This is a genomic window from Chitinivorax sp. PXF-14, from assembly GCF_040812015.1.
Taxonomy (GTDB): Bacteria; Pseudomonadota; Gammaproteobacteria; order Burkholderiales; family SCOH01; genus JBFNXJ01.
The window spans coordinates 1-18,834 of sequence record NZ_JBFNXJ010000026.1 but is presented as its reverse complement, the minus strand read 5'-3'; the positions used below and the strand labels follow the sequence as shown (position 1 = coordinate 18,834).

Below are 18,834 nucleotides of genomic sequence, written 5' to 3'. Positions count from 1 at the left end.
TTTTGCTTTTGCTTTTGCTTTTGAGCCCTTAGAGCACCCTCGGGCTTATCCGATACAAGGCAAGCCGTTCCCAAGATTGCTGGCCTTGGGGTAATCTTCGCCGTCTAACGTAATGAAGCTGCCTCCGTGGCAGAGAGGATGTTCGGCTACCTTCAATGCCGTGGATTCCCTAGTCTGGGCTCGGCTTTGTACGAGCATAATGGTATAAAAAAACAGGCCTCCATGAGAGGCCTGTTTGATTTCTTACGTGCCTTGCCTAATCAAATAGGCTGTGTGCGTTTCTGCAGCCACGCCAAGGCGTCACCACTGAGGTACGGTGTCAGGCGCTCGCATACCACGGCGTGGTAAGCATTGAGTTTCGCTGTCTCATCGGCACGCAGCAGGCTCAGATCGATGCAGCGTGTGTCGATGGGGCAGAGCGTCAAAGTTTCGAATTCGAGGAATTCGCCGAACTCCGTGATGCCAGACTGCACGTTCAACACCAGGTTCTCGATACGGATACCCCAACGGCCGGGGCGATAGATGCCCGGTTCGATGGAGGTGATCATGCCTGGCTCCATCGCCGTATGGGGTTCGGGCATAGCGTAGCAGGAGATGACCTGAGGGCCTTCGTGCACATTGAGGAAATAGCCAACGCCATGGCCGGTGCCGTGGCCAAAGTCGATACCTTCGGACCAGATCGGTGCGCGCGCGATGGCGTCCAGCATCGGGCCCTTCGTGCCTCGTGGAAAGCGCGTGCCGGAGAGGGCGATAACGCCCTTCAAGACCAGCGTGAAGTCGCGCTTTTGTTCCGTGCTGGGAATGCCGACCGGCACGACACGCGTGATATCCGTGGTGCCGTTCAGATACTGCCCTCCCGAGTCGATCAGCAGCAGGCCATTACCTTCGATCACGGCATGACTCTCGGTCGTTGCGTGATAGTGCGGCATGGCGCCGTTGGCATTGAAGGCGGCGATGGTGCCGAAACTCGGGCTGACGAAGCCCGGCTGGCGTGCCCGTGCAGCCGTGATCTGTTCATCGATGGTGAGTTCCGTGATGCGTTTTTTGCCCAGGTTCTGTTCGAGCCAAGCAAAGAATTCGCACAGCGCGGCGCCGTCCTGTTCCATCGCCTTGCGGATATGGGCGGCCTCCGTATCGGTTTTGCGTGATTTGGCAAACGTCGATGGATTGATCGACTCCACCACCTCGATGCCTGGCTGGACCTGTTGGCGCAGGCCGAGGGTAATGCGACGGGGGTCGAGCAGCAATTGCGTGCTTGCCGGCAGATCGGCGAGCGCTACGGGGGCCTGCTGGTAACTCGCGATGTCGACCTTGTCGCGTGACAGCGCCTGTAGGACGGTATCTGGGACCTTGCCATCGGCAAGATAAAGGGTGGCGCGCTCCGGGCCAATCAGTGCATGGGCGACGAATACCGGGTTGTAGCTGACGTCGGCGCCGCGCAGGTTGAAAATCCAGGCGATGTCATCCAGCGTCGAGATGAAGTGCCAATCTGCGCCCAGTGTCCGCATGCTTTCTCGGATCTGTGCAAGCTTCTGGGCGCGGCTAATAGGTGCATGCGGCGGCAGGTGCTCATAGATTTGCTGCGAGGGCAGGCCGGGGCGGTCCGACCAGATTTGCTCAAGCAGATCGAGGTCGGTGTGCAATGCCATGCCTTTCGAACTCAAGGCCTGTTCCAGCGCCCGGGCGCCCGCGAGCCCGAGTGTCTCGCCGGCGGCGCCCACTATTGCTCCTGGTGCGAGATTGCCTGCCAGCCAATCGATGTGCAATGCGCTCATCGCTGACGGTATCTTCATCAGGGCGATACCGCTGCCTGCCAGTTCGGCTTCTGCCTGCACCCAGTAACGGCTGTCGGCCCAAAGCCCGGCCTGGTCTGCGGTCACGATCAGCGTGCCGACCGAGCCGGTGAAGCCTGACAGCCACTCGCGTCCTTTCCAGCGTTCCGGCAGGTATTCGGACAGGTGCGGGTCGGCGGATGGCACGACATAGGCCGTGAGGCCATGGTGCCGCATGGCGTCGCGCAGTTTCGCAATGCGAGCGCGGATGACGTCTGGGCGAGAGGGTTGGGTATCCATGAAACAGTGCTCCGAAGCTTGGGTGGATTCGTATCTTGTGTGGCCACTCGCCATTCGTGATGGCGGATGACCTTTGCTGGATCGACCGGTAGAAGGGCCGACGGCCCCACCGTTTCTGGCGGGAGCTAACACGCATTATCGTACATAAGCGCAAGTGCCATGAAGAGGCACAGATGGCGGGGATCTCGGTGCTCACAACGCTTTCCGTCATGGCCTCACCAATATCATTGCAAACGATAACGATTATCATTAAAATGATTGAAATTGATAATGAGTCGTAATCTTGTTGAAGCGCGCTACCCTCTTCTCGGTGCTGGCAGGCCTCCACGCGGCCGGACTGTATGCGTTGGATCTCGGAAATACCCGAACCGACTCGCCGCCACAGCCTGCCCCCATCGTCGCAATCCTGGTCCCGCCGCAACCCGAACCGGTGGTTGCCGCCCCCCAGCCGCAGCAACGGCCAGTCAAACCTGTATCTAGCAGCGCCGGGCATCCCGCACCGCTACCGCCGCTGAGACAGGCCGCGCCAAGCAGCCATGCGCCGACCGCGCCTGCTGTCGAGCCTACGCAGACGGCACCGGCAGCGACAAGCGAGGCGGTGAAAGAGATCGCCGCAGCACCTGCCACGCAACCGCTGCCGCCGGGGCCGGTCGTTCCGCCGCGTAGCGACGCCAGCCATTTGCAGAACACCTTGAGCTATCCGCCGGTGTCGAGGCGGCTCGGCGAGGAAGGCAAGGTCGTGCTCAGTGTCTACATCCTGCCGAACGGCACGGTGGGTGAGCTCAAGCTCAAGATGACCAGCGGCTTTCCCCGGCTTGACGAGGCCGCGCTGGAGCAAGTCAGGCGCTGGCGTTATGTGCCCGCCCGGCGCGGCGACGAAGCCATCCCATTCTGGTACACGCAGCCCGTCGTGTTCTCGCTCGAAGGCTGAGCCCTATACATCCCCGCAATTGATCAGGAAAACCATGGAAACCAATCCCTACGGCATCGGCACACTTTGGCTGCAAGGTGACTTTCTCATCCGCGGCATCGCCATTGCGCTGCTGCTCATGTCGATCGCGTCGTGGTACGTGATGTTGACCCGTGCCTGGCGGCTCATCCGCAACCGTCGGCTGGCCGGCGCGGCGGAGGGTGAGTTCTGGCATGCGCAGAGTTTTGCCGAAGGCTTGCACCTGCTCGACGGCGACAAGGACAGCAACCCCTTCCGCCTGGTGGCCGAGGAGGGGATGGATGCTGTGGCCCATCATCGCGACAACCAGCGCGACCTGCACGGCCAGCTCACCTTGTCCGACTGGGTGACGAGCTCGCTCAAGCGCACCATCGACGAATCGGGCGAGCGCATGCACGCCGGGTTGTCGGTGCTCGCCTCGGTGGGGTCGACCGCGCCCTTCGTTGGCCTGTTCGGCACGGTATGGGGGATTTACCACGCGTTGATCGGCATCGGCGTCTCGGGCCAGGCCAGCATCGACAAGATCGCAGGCCCGGTTGGCGAGGCGTTGATCATGACTGCCTTCGGTCTGGCCGTCGCCATCCCCGCCGTGCTTGGCTACAACACGCTGGTGCGTGGCAACAGGGCGGTGCTCGGGCGCCTCAACCGCTTCGCTCACGATCTGCATGCCTATTTCGTCACCGGCTCGCCCGTTGCCAAGCAGGAAGGCAAGCCCAGGCTGTCAGCCGTGAGCGATGGCCTGCGTAAAGCCGAAGGGGAGCGCTGAGATGGCCATCGGCGGCAGTTTCGACAACGAGGGCGGCGAGATGAGCGAAATCAACATGACGCCGCTGGTGGACGTCATGCTGGTATTGCTGATCATCTTCATCATGACGGTGCCGGTGCTCACGCATTCGGTGAAGCTCGATCTACCGCGTGCGCAGAACCAGCCCAACGAGGCCAAGCCCACGACGGTCAATCTCTCGATCACGCGGGACGGTGCGCTGCACTGGAACGAGGAGACGCTGGACGAGACGACCTTCCATCAACGCATCGCCGCCATTGCGCAACAGTCGCCGCAGCCCGAGGTGCACATCCGGGGCGACCGCAAGGTCGAATATGAGCGCGTGATCAAGGTGATGGCCGAGGCCCAGCGTGCAGGGGTGCTGAAGCTCGGCTTCGTGACCGAGCCCGGACAATAGCGCCGCAAAGAGCCGTTTGCCGGTAGCCGCATCCCGCTGCCGATTCCAACCTTGAATGACCTTGGTACGGGCCTTCGCCCGCGCCAGGGGCGACGTTTGCCTGCTGAAACCGGAGCCCGCCGTGACTATTTCCGTCTTCAAACCATGTCTGGGGCTTGCCGCGTTTGCCTGCCTGCTGGCGACATCGGCCGATGCCACGTTCGCGCGGCTACCCGCCACCATTGACGGCAGTGTCTGCCGGCTGCGCGCCGCCGTGCCCCCCTCCCAGCTAGTTACGCATCCGCCATTGGCCAAGGGGGCTGCACAACCATGACGCTGAGTCTCGTCACCTGCTTTGCGGGCAAGGATGTATCGCCATTTTTTTTGGGGGGGGCTGCCGTGTGCCTGGCTGGGCGGGGGCGCATGGCGCCTTGCTGGCCTTCTAGCGCCAGCAGCATGGCGCGCCGCCGCGACGCCCTTCTTATTCAAACCACTCCTCGCCCGGCCGCGGCTGGCGAGCGAGTGCTTCAACACTGCTCAGGGAGAGCCATATGCAACAATCGCGTTTCCATCTAAGCCCCATCGCGCTGTCACTGATGCTTGCCTTCCAGCTTGCTCACGCGGCGGATGGCGGCGGCGAGCTGCTGCCGGAAGTCAGGGTGCAGGCCGGCCGCGAGCTGGAGGGCTACAGCGCCCCGACAGCGAAGAGCGCTACCAAGACCGAAGCCGCCTTGCGTGATATTCCGCAGACCGTCAACGTGGTGCCGGAAGCGGTGATCCGCGATCAGGGCGCGATGTCGATGCAGGATGTGCTGCGCAATGTGCCCGGTGTGGGCCTGAGCAGTGGCGACGGCCAGCGCGACCAGGTGTCGATTCGCGGTTTCTCGGCCATGGCCGACCAGTTCATCGATGGCCTGCGTGACGATGCGCTGTATTTCCGCGACCTGTCGAACATCGAGCGGGTGGAGGTGCTGAAGGGACCCGCCGCCGTACTGTATGGCCGGGGTTCGTCTGGTGGGCTGATCAACCGCATCAGCAAGAAGCCCGGCATCAACCTGACCGAGATCGGTGCAACCGTCGGCAGCTGGGACCAGCGCCGTGGCGAAATGGATGTCGCGCGCAAGCTGGGCGACCTGTCGTGGCGGGTGACTGGGGCGGTCGAGCGTGCCAACAGCTACCGCGACCCGCAATTCCTCAAACGCGAGAGCTTTGCCCCATCCGCGCAATACGACTTCGGCGACAGCTCGCTGCTGGTGCAGGGCGAATACACGGCGGATCGCCGCGTGACGGACTTCGGTATCCCGTCCTACCACGGCAAGCCGGCCGATGTGGCCCCATCGGCCTATTACGGCGCGGCTAACGCCGAGGACGTGGACTATAGCCAGTCGCGGGTGAAGGCCATCGGCGCCACCTTCAGCCATCGCTTCAACAGCGCGTTGAGCCTGAAGAACGCCTTCCGTTACTACGACTACTCGCTCGATCGCAACAATACGGTGGTCGGGTCGGTCAACGAGGTCAAGCAGACGGTCAGCCTGAACCGCTCGAACCTGCGCCGCCAGGAAGACGGCTATTTCAACCAGACCGAGCTGACGCAGAAGGCGAATCTGGCTGGCATGGCCCACCAGCTGCTGTATGGCGTCGAGGTCGGGCAGCAGAACAAGGATCAGGTGACCATTTCGCAAAGCAATATCGCCACCGTCGACCTGTTCAACCCGGTACTGCCGGTGTTGCCGCTCAGGCTGACCGCGGCGCCGAGCACCGACAACCTCGGCATCCTCACTGTCAAGAGCGCCTATGTGCAGGATCTCGTCAGCCTGACGAGCCAATGGAAGGCCCTGGCCGGCGTGCGCTATGACGTGTTCGAGCAGGAGACGCACGAACGCCGCGCGGGACAGCCCGACCTGTCGCGTACCGACAAGGCGTGGAGCCCGCGTGCGGGCCTCGTGTTCCAGCCTGACCTGCGGCAGTCCTACTATGCGTCGTACAGCAAGTCGTTCCAGCCATCCGGCGAGTCGTTCGCGGTGACGACGAGCAATGCCGACATTGCGCCGGAAGAAACGGTGGGCTACGAGATCGGCGGCAAGTATGAGCTGTTTGGCGGGCTGCTCAATGCCGGCGCCTCGCTGTTCAGGCTCGAACGCGACCATATCAAGGCGACTGATCCGACAACCAGCAAGATCATCCCGGTCGGCACGCAGCGCACCGACGGTATCGAGCTGACGCTCGCCGGCAATCTGCCCGGCGGGGTGCAGGCCTATGCCGGTTACGCCTGGCTCAACGCCAAGGTCATCTCCTCGGTGGCGGTCGACGATGGCCAGGCCATCCAGGGCAAGCGCGCCACACTGTCGCCCGACCACAGCTTCAACCTGTGGCTGAGCAAGGACTTGGCCGGTGGCTTTGGCTTGGGCGGTGGCCTCAACTACGTCGGCGATCGTTTTGCCAACCCCGGCAATACCGTCACGCTGCCCGGCTACACCACGGTCGATGCGGCGGCATGGTATCGCACCCGGCCTTACGAGCTGCAACTCAACCTGTACAACCTGTTCGACCGCGACTACATCGTCTCCGGCCACGGCAGCAACAAGAACCTGAGCGTGCCGGGTGCGCCGCGCCACGTCGCGCTGACGGTGAAGCTGCGTTTCTAGGCGGCTACCCGCGTTAGCGGATAAAAAAAACGCCAGACTCAGTCTGGCGTTTTTGTCGGGGCTGGGCCGCGGCAGGCGGGGGGTCAGCCCTCGGCCACGCGCTTGGCGATGTGCGCCAGCGCCTCTTCGACCTGGTCGATCAGGATCAGGCAAAGGTCGCCGGGTTCGAGCCGGGCCAGCGCCTGGTCGATCGCAACGAATTCGCCGTTGATCTCCACCACCTCGCGGGTGCGCTTGGCATTCGCCAGGCCATCGCGCAGCAGTGCCAGCACCTCACCGTCGGCGCGGCCGCGCTGGCAGGCATCCTGGTACAGCAGCACGCTGTCGAAGGCATCGCCGAGGATTTCGGTCTGCTGGCGGATGTCCTCGTCGCGGCGGTCGCCGGCACCGCTGATCACCACGGCGCGGCGCTTGGCCGGCATGGCCTCGACGGCCTGCACCAGTGCCAGCATGGCGTCGGGGTTATGGCCGTAGTCGGCGATCACGGTGGCGCCGCGATAGTCGAACAGATTGAAGCGGCCCGGCGCGTTGTCGGCATCGTTTTGGAAGCTCGCCAGGCCGGCGCGGATCACGTCCCAATCGAGCCCGACCGCCCATGCCGCCGCCGTGGCGGCCATCACGTTTTCCACCTGGAAACCGATGGTGCCGTTGTGGGTCAGCGGTACCTCGTTCAAGGGAATGCGGTGGGTGGCCTTGCCTTGGGCGGCGACGATGGCGTCGCCGTCGACGTAGACCACGCGCTTGCCCTGGGCGCGGTGGGTGGCCATCACCGGATTGTGGCTGTCGCTGGCGAAGAAGGTGACGCTGCCGGCACACTTGCCCGCCATGCGCGCGACGATCGGGTCGGCGGCGTTGAGCACGGCCACGCCGGTCGGGGCGACATTCTGCACGATCACGCGCTTGAGCACGGCGAGGTCTTCGACCGTGGTGATGTAGTTGAGGCCAAGATGGTCGCCGAGGCCGATATTGGTGACAACGGCCACCTGGCAGCGGTCGAAGGCCAAGCCCTCGCGTAACACGCCGCCGCGCGCGGTCTCGAATACCGCCGCATCGACATCTGGATGCATCAGCACATTGCGCGCACTGCGCGGGCCGCTGCAATCGCCGGAGTCGGTACGGCGGCCGTTGATGTAGACGCCGTCGGTATTGGTCATGCCGACGCGCAGGCCGTTCTTGTTGAGGATGTGCGCAATCAGGCGCACCGTGGTGGTCTTGCCGTTGGTGCCGGTGACGGCCACGACCGGGATGCGGCCATCGTCGCCATTGCGGAATACGCTCGACATGATGGCTTCGCCAACCGCGCGGCCCTTGCCGTAGGAGGGCGCAAGGTGCATGCGCAGGCCCGGGGCGGCGTTGACCTCGACGATGCCGCCGCCCTGTTCTTCGAGCGGTTTCAGCACGCTGTCGCAGACCACATCGACGCCACAGATGTCGAGCCCGACCATGCGCGCCGCTGCTACCGCGCGTGCCGCCACCTCGGGGTGGACATCGTCGGTGACATCGGTGGCGCTGCCGCCGGTGCTCAGGTTGGCGTTGTTGCGCAGGATGACGCGGCTGCCCTTGGGCGGCACTGATTCCGCCGTCAGGCCTTGCGCGGCGAGGCGGGCGAGGGCGATGTCGTCGAAACGGATCTTGGTCAGCGAGGTCGCGTGGCCGTCGCTGCGGCGCGGATCGCGGTTGACCTGCTCGACCAGCTCGCGCACGGTATGGATGCCGTCGCCGGTTACCTGCGGCGGATCGCGCCGAGCCGCGGCGACGAGCTGGTCGCCGACCACCAGCAGGCGGAAATCGCTGCCGGGCAGGTAGCGCTCGACCATGACATCGTCGCGGAACTCCGAAGCGGCCTTGTAGGCGGCCTCGAGTTGCTCGCGCGTGGTCACGTTGACGGTCACGCCCTTGCCCTGGTTGCCGTCCTGCGGCTTGACCACCACCGGGCCGCCAATCTCCTGCATGGCGGTCCAGGCGTCCTCGATATTGTCGACCGGGCGGCCGATCGGCACCGGTACGCCAGCCGCGTGCAGCAGCTTCTTGGTCAGTTGCTTGTCCTGCGCGATCGACTCGGCGATGGCGCTGGTCGAATCGATCTCCGCCGCCTGGATGCGGCGCTGGCGGCTGCCCCAGCCGAACTGCACGAGGCTGCCCGTGGTCAGGCGGCGAAACGGAATGCCATGGGCCACGGCGGCCTGCACGATGGCGCCGGTGCTGGGCCCCAAGCGGACGTCCTCATCAAGGTCGCGCAGCCGGAACAGCGCATCGGCCAGATCGAATGGTGTACCGTTGAGTGCCGCCTGGCACAGCGCATCGGCCAGTTCGAGGGCGAGGCGGCCGACGGCCTCCTCGGTGTATTCGACGACAACCTGGTAGATGCCGGGCTCCAGGGTCTGCGCGGTACGGCTGAAAGTCACCGGGCAGCCAGCCTGAGCTTGCAGGCCCAGCGTGGCAAACTCGAGCACATGTGCCATCGAGATCGACTCTTCGTGGCTGAGCGGATGGAGGATGCCGATTTCCGGGAAAAGCTCGCGCAGGCGGGCTTCGAAGCCTGGTAGCTCGGTGATCGAGCGTTCAGCCTCGCTGCAGGCGACGATCGCCTCGACAGCGGTGCGCCGGCTCCACAGATTGGGGCCCCGCAACGCGCGGATTCGTGATACTTCCATCGAACTGTTTCCTGTGTTGACGCGGACGTCTGTGCGGCCGTCGCTATTGTTATTGTGTCTTGCGGGGTCTGCCCGCCGTGGCGCTGGTGCCGGGCGGGCTTGGGTCAAACTCGAAATTCTCGATGCCGGCGCAGATCAGGTCCGGTGCGATGCCCAGCGCCCAGGTGGCGCCGACTGCGGCCAATACTGTCGCGGTCCGGTCGGCGCTGCCGCCGGCCTTGACCAGCGGAAAGTCCGCCAGCGACGCCAGTACGGATTCTTCCGCCCCCGTTGCGAGGATCACCTGCTGGCCGCTCAGGAACACGGCCCGGCCACCCTTGGCCCGGTGTTCGACGATCGCCTCGACTGCTGCATCATGGCCGAAGAAGACCACCTCGCCGTCGCAGAGCTCGGCCATGCGCACCACCAGCGGGTCTTCCGCATTGAGTACGGCGGCACCATCCCCGAGCACCACGTCGACCTGGGTACGCATCACGTTGAACAGCTGCTCCGGATCTTCAATGTAGTACTGACAGAGCGTTTCGGCACCGTTGACATCGGTGACTACGCCGACCTGGCAACGGTCGTAGGCCAGGCCTTCGGCGAGGATGGTCTCGGCGCCGTTCTGGAATACGGCGGCCTCGACTGCGCGGTTGATCAACAGGCGCTGGCCGGCTTCCCACGTTGCGCAGTTGCCGCGCTCGACCTGGCGCTGGTCGAGATACAGGCCGTCACGACAGGCGAGGCCCACATGCTTGCCCGCCAGGCGCAGCAGCCATGCCACGAGGCGTGCCACCAGGGTGGTGCCGCGCGTGCCGGTGATGCCGACGATGGGGATGCGCCCCGGCTCGTCCTGTGGGAACAGGTGATCGACGATGGCGCGGCCCACCGGGCGCGGTTCGCCACCGGCGGGCTTCAAATGCATCAGCAGGCCAGGGCCGGCGTTGACTTCGACGATGGCGCCGCCCTGGGCTTCGAGCGGCTTCGAGATATCCTCGGCGACCACGTCGATGCCGGCGATGTCGAGGCCCACCACGCGCGCGGCGAGCGCGACTGCCTCGGCGACGTCGGGGTGGACCAGGTTGGTCACGTCGAGCGCCACATTGCCATTGCGCTGGATCAGCACCTTCTGGCCTGCCACAGGCACGGCGTCGGGCTTCAGCTCCTGGCGTTCGAGTTCGAGCACGACGGCCGGGTCCTGCTCGAGCATGATCTTGTTGAGCGGGAAATCTTCGGTCGTGCCACGGCGCGGGTCGGTGTTGAGCTGGCTTTCGATCAGCTCGGCGATGGTGGATTTGCCGTCGCCCGACACCCATGCGGTTTCACCGCGCGCCGCCGCCACCATGCGGTTGCCCACGACCAGCAGGCGGTGTTCGTCGCCGCGCACGAAGCGCTCGACGATGACCTCGCTGCCTTCCTGCTCGGCCAAGAGGTAAGCCGCTTCGATGTCGGCCTGGCTGCTCAGCTCGATCGACACGCCGCGCCCGTGGTTGCCGTCTGACGGCTTCACCACGACCGGCAGGCCGATGTCCTGGGCGGCTTCCCAGGCGGCGGTCGGGCTGTCGACGATCTCGCCTTCGGGTACGGGCACGCCACAGGAAGTGAGCAGGCTCTTGGTCAGGTCCTTGTCGCCCGAGATGCTCTCGGCGATGGCGCTGGTGCGGTCCGTTTCTGCTGTCCAGATGCGGCGCTGGCAGGCGCCGTAACCGAGCTGCACCAGATTGCCGGTGGTCAGGCGGATGGACGGGATGCGGCGCTCGGCGGCGGCATCGACGATGCACGCCGTGCTCGGGCCGAGGTGATGGTCATCCACCATGTCGCGCAGGTGGGTCACGGTAGCCTGCACGTCGAAGGGGCGATCTTCGATCGCCGCCAGAACCAGCTCGCGAGCGGCGTCGAGTGCGGCGCGGCCTACCTGTTCATTGCGCGCGCGCACCGCAACCTTGTAGACACCGCGTACGTTGGTGCTGCGTGCCTTGCCGAAGCCGACCTTCATGCCCGCGAGGTTCTGCAGCTCGATCGCGATATGTTCGAGGATATGGCCGGCCCAGGTGCCTTCGCGCAGGCGCAGCAGGAAGCCGCCGCGTTCGCCCACGCCGCAGCGGTGTTCGATCAGGCCGGGCAGCCAGGCAGTCAGTCGTTCGTAGAAACCGGGTAGCGTGTTGGAGGGGTGGTCCTCCAGCTCGCCGATGTCGACCCACGCCTCGAGAACCGGGCGATAGGTCCAGATGTTCGGGCCGCGCAGGTAGTTTACGCGGAGGAATTTGATGTCTTTTTTGTTCATGGTCCGGAGATGGGCATGGGCTCGGTCAACGCCCCGAAGCGGAATCGGGCTGCCGCAGGGTGCGGGCGTCAGGGCAGCGCTGCTGACTGGAGTATACTCCACGGCAAAACAAAACCCGACTGCGCCGATTTGGGGCGGCAGGCTGGGTTATAATCCCGCGCTTTGCGATGTATGCCGTTTGGGGAATGCGCGAGGATACCTTAAATGCCTGCATCACGGGGAAACGCATGGCCTGCGCGATGGTTGACATGGTGCAGTGCTGCTCCTCTTCTGGTGTATGGCTGCCTGCCAATCCGGCGTCGTGTCTACTACAGTCCTGATCAAGGGACCACCGCCGGCATGGGCGCCCATGATCGCGTGCCGAGCCTGAACGAATTCTTAATAATATGACAAGCACACCATCCGCCACTGCTTTTGCCGCGCTGACCGAGCCCTGGCCGTCCGAGCTGCGCCCCGTGCTGGCCCAGGGCGAAGAGATCGTCGCCTGGCTGGAAACCGATCTCGATGCCCGCCTGCGCTTCGGCCGCGGCCTCGTCGTGGTGACCGACCGCCGCCTGCTGGCGCGTGCGCCGGAGGAGGCCGGCTGGCGCGAGTGGGATTACCGCCCGGGGCTGGCGCTGCGCCACCACGACCACGCTGGTGTCGGCACGCTCGAGCTCGTCGACGACACGGCGCGCCTGGGCATCTGGCGCTACACGCTGGGTCAGAACGTCGCTGCGCTGCGCCTCATGGACCTGTTCCTGCGCCAGCTGCAGAGCCGGCTGTCGGGCCGGCCGCCGGTGCAGGACACGGAACACGCCTGCCCCAAGTGCAAGGCGCCGCTCGAGCCAGACCAGGAAGAATGCCCGGTGTGCACGCAAGAGCTGCACACCCCGCCATCGACCTGGACGCTGTTCCGCCTGTCGCGCTTCGCGCGGCCCTATCAGGGGCAGCTGCTGGCGGGCTTCCTGCTGATGCTCGGCTCGACTGCCGCGACGCTGGTGCCGCCTTATCTCACCATGCCGCTGATGGATCGCGTGCTGATCCCGTTCCAGAACGGCCAGCACATCGACCCGTGGCTCGTCGCGCTGTACCTCGCCGGCCTGCTCGCGGCCGCCTTGCTGTCGTGGGGCCTGGGCTGGGGCAAGACCTATATTCTCGCGCTGGTCAGCGAACGCATCAGCGCCGACCTGCGCACCAGCACCTACGAGCACCTGCTGCGGCTGTCGCTCGAATACTTCGGCGGCAAGCGCACCGGCGACCTGATGTCGCGTATCGGCTCCGAGTCTGACCGCATCAGCGTATTCCTGTCGCTGCACCTGCTCGATTTCATCTCCGACGTGCTGATGATCGTGATGACCTCGATCATCCTGCTGTCGATCAACCCCTGGCTCGCGCTCGTCACGCTGCTGCCGCTGCCCTTCATCGCGTGGATGATCCACGTGGTGCGTGACAAGCTGCGCACCGGCTTCGAGAAGATCGACCGCGTCTGGGGCGAGGTCACCAATGTGCTGGCCGACACCATCCCCGGCATCCGCGTGGTCAAGGCCTTCGCGCAGGAGCAGCGCGAGGCGCAGCGCTTCCGCGAGGCCAACAAGCACAACCTGGCCGTCAACGACCGGCTGAACAAGGTGTGGTCGCTGTTCTCGCCGACCGTGTCGCTGCTCACCGAGATCGGCCTGCTCGTCGTCTGGGCCTTCGGCATCTGGCAGGTGTCGAAGGGCGACATCACGGTGGGTGTGCTGACCGCCTTCCTCGCCTATATCGGCCGCTTCTACACGCGTCTCGATTCGATGAGCCGTATCGTCTCGGTGACGCAGAAGGCTGCTGCCGGCGCCAAGCGCATCTTCGATATCCTCGACCATGTGTCGAGCGTGCCGGAGCCCGCGAACCCGGTGCGGCTGCCCCAGGTGGAGGGCCACATCGAGGTGCGCGACGCGCGCTTCCGCTACGGCAACCGCGCGGTGATCAAGGGCGTCAACCTCGACATCCGCCCGGGCGAGATGATCGGCCTGGTGGGCCACAGCGGCTCGGGCAAGAGCACGCTGGTGAACCTGATCTGCCGCTTCTACGACGTGACCGAGGGCTCGATCCGCATCGACGGTGTCGACATCCGCTCGCTGCCGGTATCCGAATACCGGCGCCACATCGGCCTGGTGCTGCAGGAGCCGTTCCTGTTCTTCGGCACCATCGCCGAGAACATTGCCTACGGCAAGCCCGACGCCACGCGCACCGAGATCATCGCCGCCGCGCGCGCCGCCCACGCGCACGAATTCATCCTGCGCCTGCCGCAGGGCTACGATTCGCTCGTCGGCGAGCGCGGCCAGGGCCTGTCGGGCGGCGAGCGCCAGCGCATCTCGATTGCGCGCGCGCTGCTGATCAACCCGCGCATCCTGATCCTCGACGAGGCCACCTCGTCGGTCGATACCGAGACCGAAAAGGAAATCCAGAAGGCGCTCGACAACCTGGTGCAGGGCCGCACCACGATCGCCATCGCACACCGGTTGTCGACGCTGCGCCGTGCCGACCGGCTGGTGGTGATGGACCGTGGCGAGGTGGTCGAAGAGGGCCCGCACGAGGCGCTGATGGCGCGCGAAGGCGCCTACTACCGGCTGTACCAGGCCCAGGCCCGCAATGTCGACAAAGACCCCGACGACGAATCCGATGCAGAGGAGGCCTGAGATGGGCGCCACACCGACCACCGATTTCCAGCTCTCCCGCAACGGCTTTGGCCAGCTCGTGCTGCGTGCCGCCGATGGCAGCGTGCATGAAGGCGTGGTGCCGGTACGCGCATTTCCGATCGCCGCGCCGCACGAGGGGCTGTCGCTGGTTAGCCAGGATGGCCACGAGCTGGCCTGGATCGAGCGCCAGGACGAGCTGCCCGCGACCGTGCGTGCACTGATCGACGAGGAGCTCTCCAGCCGAGAGTTCATGCCCGAAATCCGCCGCCTCAAGCAGGTGTCGACCTTCGCCACGCCGAGCACCTGGCAGGTGGAAACCGACCGCGGCGATACCCACTTCGTGCTCAAGGGTGAGGAAGACATCCGCCGCGTGCATGGCGGCATGCTGCTGATCGCGGATGCACACGGCGTGCAGTTCCTGATCCGCGACCTGTACGCGATGGACGGCACCAGCCGGCGCCTGCTCGACCGTTTCCTGTGAGGAGAGGAACATGCCGCGTGATGCCCGCCTGGCGGCCATCGCCTTGGCCCTGGCAGCCGCGCCAGCCATGGCCGAGCAGGTCGCCTGCCATTATCGTTATGGCGGTGAGGAGCATGTGCTGGTGGTACGGCCCGTGGCCTCGCCCTATGCGGTGCCGGCGATCGCCGTCGGCTCCTATTTCCGCTTCCGCGCCGTGTTCCAGACCACGCCGGCTGATCTCGCCTCGATCAAGGTCTACACCTATGGCGACCACGACGAGACACCGGTGATCATCCACCAGGCGAGCTTCGACTACCCGCCGCCGCCGGCAGGCCGCTACGGCTTCACCGGCCTGCAATTCGTCTACGAGCCGCTGCGCGACGGCGAGCTCCAGTACTGGTGCCGCATGGCGCCCGACAGCGAGGTATCGCGATGAAACCGGTCCGCTTCACCCGCCTGCTGGCCTGCGCGCTGGGGCTGGCCGCCGGCCTGGCGCGGGCCGAACCCGTGAGCCTGGTGTTTGCCGGCGACCTGATGCTCGACGACGGCCCCGGCCGCGTCATCGCCGCGGGGCGCGACCCGCTGGCCCCGTTCGCCGACGCGCTGCGTGCCGCCGATTACCGCATCGGCAATCTCGAATGCCCGATCGCCACCACCGGCAAGGCGCTCGACAACAAGATCTACACCTTCCGCGCCCACCCGCGCGTGCTGTCGGTGCTGAAAGGGCGCTTCGATGCGGTGGCCGTCGCCAACAACCATTCCGGCGACTACGGCAAGGATGCCCTGATCGAGACACTGTCGCTGCTCGACGGCGCCGGCATCGCGCATTTCGGCGGCGGCGCCAACCTACAGGCCGCGCACGCGCCGCTGTGGGTCGAGCGCAAGGGTCTGCGCATCGCCGTGCTGGGCTACGACGAGTTCAAGCCGCGCTCGTTCGAGGCCGGCCCCGACTGGCCCGGCGTGGCGTGGAGCGAAGATAGCCAGGTCGTCGCCGACATCCGCGCCGCACGCGCGGCCGGCGCCGACCTGGTGATCCCGTTCATGCACTGGGGCTGGGAGCGCGAAGCGCAGCCGAGCGACCGCCAGCGCCAGCTCGCGCGCACCATGATCGATGCCGGCGCCGCCATGGTGATCGGCGGCCACCCGCACGTGACGCAGGGTGCCGAGTATTACAAGGGCAAGCTGATCGTCTACAGCCTCGGCAATTTCGTCTTCGACGGCTTCGAAGCGCTCGACACGCGCACCGGCTGGCTGCTCAGGCTGCGCCTCGACCGCAGCGGCCTGCTAGCCTGGGATACGCTCGTCGCACGCATGGACGACGAGGGCACGCCACACCCGATGCCCGGCGAGGCAAGCCCGTGCGGCAAGGCAGGGGAGACCGCCGTGCGCCTGTGCACGGGGCGCTGATCACCGGCCAAGCCCAGCCAATCATCTCCCGCACCGGGCGGAGCATGCCCGAACTGCTGTGGAAGTAAGCGAGCCTGCCCGCCATGCTGGAGGCCGGGTATTCGTTGCCCGCAAGGCAACACCCGCCAAATGAGGCGCTTGAGTCATCTCACGGATGGTTAGCCCGGTGGCCACTCCATGGATCTTCCGCCAAGTAGGTGGACGTGAAAGTGATGCACGCCTTGTCCAGCTTCTGGATGGGGGGTGACGAGCCGAAACCGTTGTTTTCGATTCCTTCCTGCTTTGCGGCCTGCTTGGCTAGCGTGACCATTTCTGCCACAAGCGCTGGTGGGGCTTGAATCACCGTGGGGACGCGCTTTTTGGGGATGCTCAGAATGTAGACGGGGGCTTGGGGATATTCGTCGCGAATGGCAAAAGCGTTCTCTGATTCTGCTACATACCGATCTCGCGACACATTCTCGAATGGGCTGGGTTTGGCATGCAGTGCGGCCAGCCGCTTGGACGTGACGTCCGCTGCGACGGCCCCCGAGAGGCTGGTCAGGCAAAGCGACGCAATATAGCGCATGAAACCCCATGATTGAAAAAGGGGGCAAGTATCGTGAAGAACGGCCCCAATGCCGCCGGTCCGCAGGGCAGGCCGAGGCGTCGCAGCCGTGTGCCGGCATGATGCAGTGATCGAGCTCGATCACCATGGAGAATCCTCCTGTTAGCTACCCTGCTGCTGTGCCGCGAGTGCCGCGAGCACGGCGGCTTCGGTGCTCGGGCCGAGCGCGCCGTCTGCCACCATGCCATGCTCGCGCTGAAACGCGATGAGCGCCTCGACCATTGCCTGATCCGCGTGCCCTGTTGCCGGGCCGGTCAGGTAGCCGAGTTGCCGTAACGCGTCCTGCACCTTGTCCACCGTCGCCGACGGTGCGCTGGCCGCGTACTTCAGGCCGAATTCCAGCGCCGAGATCGGCACGCTCTCGATCAGATCGCGGCGCGCCTCGCTCGACAGCGGCACGCCCGAATACTTGTTGATGATCTGCGTCGCCCACTCGCGGACATTCCTGTTCTCGGCGCTCGGCGGCGCCTGCAGGATGTCCACGGCAATCTTCACGAATTGCGCCTGAATGTCGCGCTCCTTCTGCACATTGGTGAAGCGGCTACCAAGATAGGCCAGCAGCACCGGGATGACCACGGCCGACAACACGGTGATGGCAGTCTTGGCACTTTCGATATCCACGATGGTGGCCCTCGGGGCGCGATGGTTGGGGGCGATGCAGCGGATGTGGCGGGCACCTGACAAGTGTAGGACGTGATTGTGGGCTGTGCGCAGCGTGCCGTGCGAAGCCGCGATGGCGGCGCGCGCGCTGCCATCGGCTGCTAGCGGTGATATGCGCCGTGGCGGCCAGTCCAGCCGTCCCGTTACGAACAGTGCCCGGAGTGGGCCCCGATATCACGATCGGCCTCGATCTCACCAAAAATACATTTGCCGTACATGGAATTGACGAAACCGGCCGGCCTGCCTTGGTCAAACCCAAGGTCGCGCGTAGCGCCTTGCACGAACCGATCGCCAACTTGCCTGATCAGCATGGAAGCCCTTGTCGTTTGAGCTCGGGCCGCAGCCCGTCAGGGCCGTCGCACAGGAATGGTCAGCGGGCAGCACGCACACGATCAGCCCAAGAACTGCACCGATATGAAACCCCAGACGATCGCGCCTACGCCGCCAAGCTCACCAATGATAAGCAGGAGCATGCCCCACGTGGTATTGAAGTTCCGCTCCTTGAACTGGTTTGTGACCTTTCCCGAAAGCCCTAGCCGATAGTACTGCGCGATAGCCACCGTGAAGAAGAATAGCGGTACTCCGGTAATCAGAAGCTGCACCTGTTCCGAATATGGGTTGAAAGTAAGTAGCTCGGCCATGACCAATGCCGCAAAGCTGTAGAGAAGCGCGGCCCTATGTGCAATGTCGATGTACGGATGTGCCCGATGATTGGGACTGGTCATGATTCCGCGATATTTGAGAATTCCGCCGACCAAACCTGCAAGAAGGAAGATTCCCGACGCGGCCAGAGTTAACTTTACTGCGAGATTCACGCTACACCTTTTCCATGCCCACTAACGTTTGAATTCACCGGCGCTGCGCAGTTTTATCGTGTAGCGTCCGGTGGAATGATAGGGTGGGCGATCAGGCGGCATTATGAGTAGCCCGCCATCGCTCCACAGCATTGCCGATTACATCACTATATTGAGCATCAACGTTTCGTTCCTTGAATGCTGATGCGCTTCCTCTTGCAATTGGACAAGAGTAGTTGATCGCTTCCGCCAATTCGCTAAGAAATGTACCGCCACGTTGTTCGTAGTGAGCAATCTCGTCGGAATTTAACATCATGGTGAAGTCATAGCCAACGAAGCTGTGCTCGCAACTCACCGTGAGGATCAACTCGATTAGCGTCTTGAAGTAGATACCAAAACTGCGGGGATGAATCGATAACTTTCATGGTGATGCTCAACGTTCAATGCCAGGGGGGGGCTGCGCAGTTTTATCGCGCAGTGTCCCCTGCTCCGCATGGTTAGACCCC

At 64.5% G+C, this 18,834-nt stretch carries 15 protein-coding genes; 8 read left to right on the top strand and 7 right to left on the bottom strand.

Features of this window, described 5'->3' with window-relative positions:
• Positions 1 to 260: 260 nt before the first annotated feature.
• Positions 261 to 2,072 (bottom strand): aminopeptidase P family protein, encoded by a 1,812-nt coding sequence (locus tag ABWL39_RS20370; RefSeq protein ID WP_367795912.1) that lies wholly within the window; start codon positions 2,070 to 2,072, stop codon positions 261 to 263.
• Positions 2,073 to 2,670: 598 nt separating this feature from the next.
• Between ABWL39_RS20370 and ABWL39_RS20365 the strand changes: the two genes are divergently transcribed.
• The 4 genes from ABWL39_RS20365 to ABWL39_RS20350 all read left to right on the top strand — a co-directional run bounded on the left by ABWL39_RS20365 (position 2,671) and on the right by ABWL39_RS20350 (position 6,826).
• Positions 2,671 to 3,003 (top strand): energy transducer TonB, encoded by a 333-nt coding sequence (locus tag ABWL39_RS20365; RefSeq protein WP_367795906.1) that lies wholly within the window; start codon positions 2,671 to 2,673, stop codon positions 3,001 to 3,003.
• Between the two features lie 34 nt (positions 3,004 to 3,037).
• Positions 3,038 to 3,787, top strand: coding sequence for a MotA/TolQ/ExbB proton channel family protein (locus ABWL39_RS20360; protein ID WP_367795903.1), 750 nt, complete (start codon positions 3,038 to 3,040; stop codon positions 3,785 to 3,787).
• Position 3,788: 1 nt separating this feature from the next.
• The gene (locus ABWL39_RS20355) at positions 3,789 to 4,202 is read left to right on the top strand and encodes an ExbD/TolR family protein (RefSeq protein ID WP_367795900.1); all 414 of its coding nucleotides are present in this window, start codon (positions 3,789 to 3,791) and stop codon (positions 4,200 to 4,202) included.
• A gap of 575 nt (positions 4,203 to 4,777) precedes the next feature.
• Positions 4,778 to 6,826 carry a TonB-dependent receptor gene (locus ABWL39_RS20350; protein WP_367795909.1) on the top strand — a complete coding sequence of 683 codons (2,049 nt, stop codon included), beginning with the start codon at positions 4,778 to 4,780 and terminating at the stop codon, positions 6,824 to 6,826.
• Between the two features lie 83 nt (positions 6,827 to 6,909).
• Here the strand turns inward: ABWL39_RS20350 and cphA (ABWL39_RS20345) are convergent, their stop codons facing one another.
• Positions 6,910 to 9,480: a cyanophycin synthetase gene (gene cphA / locus ABWL39_RS20345; protein WP_367795897.1), complete on the bottom strand. Its 2,571-nt coding sequence runs from the start codon at positions 9,478 to 9,480 to the stop codon at positions 6,910 to 6,912.
• 49 nt (positions 9,481 to 9,529) lie between these two features.
• The gene (gene cphA, locus ABWL39_RS20340) at positions 9,530 to 11,743 is read right to left on the bottom strand and encodes a cyanophycin synthetase (protein ID WP_367795894.1); all 2,214 of its coding nucleotides are present in this window, start codon (positions 11,741 to 11,743) and stop codon (positions 9,530 to 9,532) included.
• Between the two features lie 386 nt (positions 11,744 to 12,129).
• On the opposite strand from cphA (ABWL39_RS20340), the gene ABWL39_RS20335 reads away from it, so the two are divergent.
• Genes ABWL39_RS20335 through ABWL39_RS20320 form a run of 4 tightly spaced genes read left to right on the top strand, consistent with a single transcriptional unit; the run spans position 12,130 to position 16,270 of the window.
• Positions 12,130 to 14,403: an ABC transporter transmembrane domain-containing protein gene (locus tag ABWL39_RS20335; RefSeq protein ID WP_367795891.1), complete on the top strand. Its 2,274-nt coding sequence runs from the start codon at positions 12,130 to 12,132 to the stop codon at positions 14,401 to 14,403.
• 1 nt (position 14,404) lies between these two features.
• Positions 14,405 to 14,884 (top strand): DUF1854 domain-containing protein, encoded by a 480-nt coding sequence (locus ABWL39_RS20330; RefSeq protein WP_367795888.1) that lies wholly within the window; start codon positions 14,405 to 14,407, stop codon positions 14,882 to 14,884.
• 10 nt (positions 14,885 to 14,894) lie between these two features.
• Positions 14,895 to 15,299, top strand: coding sequence for a hypothetical protein (locus ABWL39_RS20325; RefSeq protein ID WP_367795885.1), 405 nt, complete (start codon positions 14,895 to 14,897; stop codon positions 15,297 to 15,299).
• Positions 15,296 to 16,270: a CapA family protein gene (locus tag ABWL39_RS20320; protein WP_367795882.1), complete on the top strand. Its 975-nt coding sequence runs from the start codon at positions 15,296 to 15,298 to the stop codon at positions 16,268 to 16,270. Before ABWL39_RS20325 ends, ABWL39_RS20320 begins: the two co-directional genes overlap by 4 nt.
• A gap of 148 nt (positions 16,271 to 16,418) precedes the next feature.
• On the opposite strand, the gene ABWL39_RS20315 is transcribed toward ABWL39_RS20320, so the two are convergent.
• The 4 genes from ABWL39_RS20315 to ABWL39_RS20300 all read right to left on the bottom strand — a co-directional run bounded on the left by ABWL39_RS20315 (position 16,419) and on the right by ABWL39_RS20300 (position 18,644).
• On the bottom strand, positions 16,419 to 16,835 hold the full coding sequence (locus ABWL39_RS20315) for an HIT domain-containing protein (RefSeq protein WP_367795879.1): 417 nt from the start codon (positions 16,833 to 16,835) through the stop codon (positions 16,419 to 16,421).
• A gap of 141 nt (positions 16,836 to 16,976) precedes the next feature.
• On the bottom strand, positions 16,977 to 17,495 hold the full coding sequence (locus tag ABWL39_RS20310) for a peptidoglycan-binding domain-containing protein (protein WP_367795876.1): 519 nt from the start codon (positions 17,493 to 17,495) through the stop codon (positions 16,977 to 16,979).
• Between the two features lie 431 nt (positions 17,496 to 17,926).
• Positions 17,927 to 18,349 carry a hypothetical protein gene (locus ABWL39_RS20305; protein WP_367795915.1) on the bottom strand — a complete coding sequence of 141 codons (423 nt, stop codon included), beginning with the start codon at positions 18,347 to 18,349 and terminating at the stop codon, positions 17,927 to 17,929.
• Positions 18,350 to 18,440: 91 nt separating this feature from the next.
• Positions 18,441 to 18,644: a hypothetical protein gene (locus ABWL39_RS20300; protein WP_367795873.1), complete on the bottom strand. Its 204-nt coding sequence runs from the start codon at positions 18,642 to 18,644 to the stop codon at positions 18,441 to 18,443.
• Between the last annotated feature and the right edge of the window lie 190 nt (positions 18,645 to 18,834).